The 3,481-nt window shown below is 61.8% G+C and carries 4 protein-coding genes; 3 read left to right on the top strand and 1 reads right to left on the bottom strand.

The window, feature by feature from the left end; genetic code table 11:
* From WCB02_RS39355 to fdxA, 3 genes are all read left to right on the top strand, one after another.
* Positions 1-616: MFS transporter (locus WCB02_RS39355; RefSeq protein WP_423967763.1), on the top strand; the 616-nt coding region annotated here is incomplete at its 5' end.
* A gap of 94 nt (positions 617-710) precedes the next feature.
* Positions 711-2,405, top strand: coding sequence for a methyl-accepting chemotaxis protein (locus tag WCB02_RS39350; protein WP_423967761.1), 1,695 nt, complete (start codon positions 711-713; stop codon positions 2,403-2,405).
* 201 nt (positions 2,406-2,606) lie between these two features.
* Entirely contained in the window at positions 2,607-2,945 is a 339-nt protein-coding gene (fdxA, locus tag WCB02_RS39345; protein ID WP_423967759.1) for a ferredoxin FdxA, read from the top strand.
* Between the two features lie 229 nt (positions 2,946-3,174).
* Here the strand turns inward: fdxA and WCB02_RS39340 are convergent.
* Positions 3,175-3,481 (bottom strand): hypothetical protein (locus WCB02_RS39340; protein ID WP_423967757.1); only part of this gene is annotated, 307 nt, incomplete at its 5' end.

Raw genomic sequence — 3,481 nt, 5'->3', positions numbered from 1 at the left:
TGCGCCGTCGCCGGTCAAGACGCTGGTCTCGAGTGAGTATCGCTCCGTGCTGCTGGTCAACCTGCTGATTACATTCGGCGGCGGTGCCGGCTACTACCTGACGTCCGGCTATCTGCCGAGTTTCCTGAAGATCATCAACGGTGTCCCGAACAACATCTCTTCGCTGATCCTGATGGGTGCGAGTGTGTCCGCGTTCGTCTCCGCGATCCTGGTCGGAGCGCTCAGCGAAAGGATCGGCCGCAAGCCGACGTTTCTGGCCATTGGCTTGTGCGCGCTGGTGCTATTGCCGCTGTGCTATATTGGACTGGCGAAGGCAAACGATACGATGGACGTGACGCTTTACACGCTGGCGATCGCGTTCATCGGCAATGCCGGTTATGCGCCGGTCCTTGTATTCCTGAACGAGAGATTTCCGACGTCGCTGCGTGCGAGCGGCACCGGATTGTCCTGGAACATCGGATTCGCGCTGGGCGGCATGATGCCGACGCTCGTTTCGCTGGCAAGCAGGAGCACGGCGCAAATTCCGATGTCGCTCGCGATCTTTTCGGCGGCGATCTTCGTCGTCTACTTGATCGGCGCCGCGATCATTCCTGAAACCAGAGGCAAATTTCATTGAGCCGAGATCGGCCGGAGTTCCCTTCATTTTCATCTTTGGTAAGGAGTTCTATATTACCCTTGCGTTATCTAACGGAATGCAAGCAGGGGTTGCAATGAGTCTGCTTAGTCGGTTCAGTATCCGCACCAAGCTGGCGAGCATGGTCGCGCTATCGGCTCTGACGGTCTGCTTGATCATCGCACTCTCCGCCTCCTTGAGCGAAAGGCGCATGACGGACGATCGCGTCGGGCAATTGCGAGCGGCCGTCGATCTGTTGGTCGGAATGGCTCAGACCCTGCAGGACCAGGTCGCTGCGGGGAATCTGACCCTCGCCGAGGCGCAGTCCCAGTTCCGCCAGCGCGGACACGGCATGCTGTTCGGCAAGGGCCAAGCCTATCCGCTCGCTTACAATGCCGATACGTCGTTCCTGCTGAACGGGACCAATCCTCAGCTCGAAGGCAAAATCACCTATTCGAAGGATGCCGATGGCGAGCTGATAGCACCCTCGATCATCGCTGCGGCGACTCGAAGCCCCGATGGCGGGACGACATCCTATTTGTTTCCTCGACCCGGGCAGACCGTTCCAGTGCGAAAAATGGTGTTCGCGCGCAAGTTCGAACCATGGAACATCACGGTCAGCTACGGCCTGTATGTCGATGACCTCGACGCCGACGTCAACGCGCTGCTGATCCGCCTGGGTGCGACCGGTGCGGCGGTGATGGCGCTGATCGGCTTGCTGTCATGGCTGATCGCGAGCGATATCCTCGGAGCCCTCAAGCGGCAGCAAGGCCGGATGCATAGCATCGCCAACGGGTCGCTCGATGAATCGGTTGGCGGAACCGAACGCGGCGATGAGATCGGTCGCATGGCGGAAACGTTGGAGATGTTGCGGCAGACCGCGATGACTGCGCGAACGCTGCAGGCGGAGCAGGCAGAGCTGAAACGACGGGCGGAAATCGAAAAGCGCGAAGCGCTGATCTCTCTCGCCGATCGCTTCGACGCGTCGGTCGGCCAGCTCGTCGGCATGATGGCCTCGGGGTCGACCGAGCTGGAAGCGACAGCGCAATCCATGACGGAAACGGCGACACGCACCAACCGGCAGGCGACCGTCGTCAGCACGGCCGCCGGAGAGGCCAGCACGCGCGTGCAGACGGTCGCGTCGGCGGCGGAAGAACTGACGTCCTCGATCGGCGAAATCAGCCGCCAAGTGGCGAAATCGGCCAAGATCACCGATCATGCGGTCGAAAGCGCACGCCGCACCGACACCATCGTCCGGGCGCTTGCCGATGGCGCGCAGCAGATCGAGCACGTGGCGGAGCTGATCTCAAGCATCGCCGGACAGACCAATCTGCTGGCGCTCAACGCCACCATCGAAGCTGCGCGCGCCGGCGATGCCGGCCGGGGCTTTGCAGTGGTCGCATCCGAGGTCAAGAGCCTTGCCAGCCAGACCGCGGATGCCACCAAGGAGATCGGCACCCGTATCGCGCAGATCCAGGGCGCGACGAAGGAGGCCGTCGAAGCGATCCAGGGCATCACGGCCACGATCGAGGAGGTCAGCGTGATCGCAGCGACGATCGCGTCCTCCATCGAGGAGCAGGGGACCGCCACCGCGGAAATCGCGCGCAACGTGACCCAGACGGCGCAGGCAACGCAGGCGGTGACGACAAACATTGGCGGGGTCAGCATCGCGGCCAATGAAACCGGTGGGGCCGCCGGCATGGTCCTGTCTGCGGCCTCGAATCTGTCAAAGCAGGCCGAACAATTATCGGGCGAGGTGACGACGTTCCTGGCCGGAGTGCGGGCCGCCTGATCCGCTCGCTCTCGGAGCAAGACGGGTGTGCAGCTCGTGGATGAATCGTCGAACTTCACCAAAAACATACCTTGAATGTTCCTGCCGCATCGCGAATTCGAACTTCGCGGCGCGGCGGCCCGCCAATTCGCCGAGGGGCGAAACGTCTCATTAAGGTACATCTTATAGCGAGGCACGAGCAGGCGACCGAAAGGCGGAACGATGCCCCATGCCGTGACCGACAATTGCATAAGATGCAAATACATGGATTGCGTCGAGGTCTGTCCCGTCAACAGCTTCTATGCCGGCGAAACCATGCTGGTCATAAGCCCCGACGAATGCATTGACTGTGGCGTCTGCGTACCCGAATGCCCCGCCCAGGCAATCGTCCCGGATACCGATCTTGGGGAGGCGTCGCACTGGCTCGAACTCAATCGCAAGTTCGCAAGTCTCTGGCCCAACATCGTGGCGAAGGGTCAGCCGCCCCACGATGCTGACGTCTGGAGCGGCGTGCCCAATAAACTTGCCGAACATTTCAGTCCGAACCCGGGCGACGGCTGAGATACCCTGGACTGCGCCGCCGAGCACCGCGCGCAGGCCGTTACGTCTTCCACTTGCCGGCGCCGCTTTGAATCCTGTCCGGTTGGCCAGTTCGGAGTGATGGCGCTTGGATGGACTCTTGGATCGGTGGTCGCAATAGGTCTCATGTCAGCAGCGGGAATTGGCGCCGCCATCCGATCAGACTGCGATGCACCGCCGACTGTTGCCGTCGCTTTCTCGTTGTCGGCCCTCAGGTCGAATCAGGGGTAATGTCTGCGTTGGGACCCGGAGCACGCGCGTCGGCGCGCAGCCGCGCATTGCCGCCAATCGCGGTCTCCTTTGCCATATCTCGATTGCCGACGATCCATAGCGTCATATCCCAGGCATCGAGGATGCCCGCGAACAGGAACAGCATGACCGCCCCGGCAATCGGGTAGGGCGCGAAGGATTTTTCGGCGATCAATCCGGCGGCCCCGACCAACAGGCAAGCATTCGCCAGCGTCGGGGCGCCCGCATAGGCGATCCAGTCGCGCAGATCGAGCGACACGAAGTCGAGC

It is taken from the genome of Bradyrhizobium sp. (assembly GCF_049581145.1).
GTDB lineage: Bacteria > Pseudomonadota > Alphaproteobacteria > Rhizobiales > Xanthobacteraceae > Bradyrhizobium.
The sequence above is the reverse complement of the archived record's forward strand: the minus strand, read 5'-3'. Positions and strand labels throughout refer to the sequence as shown.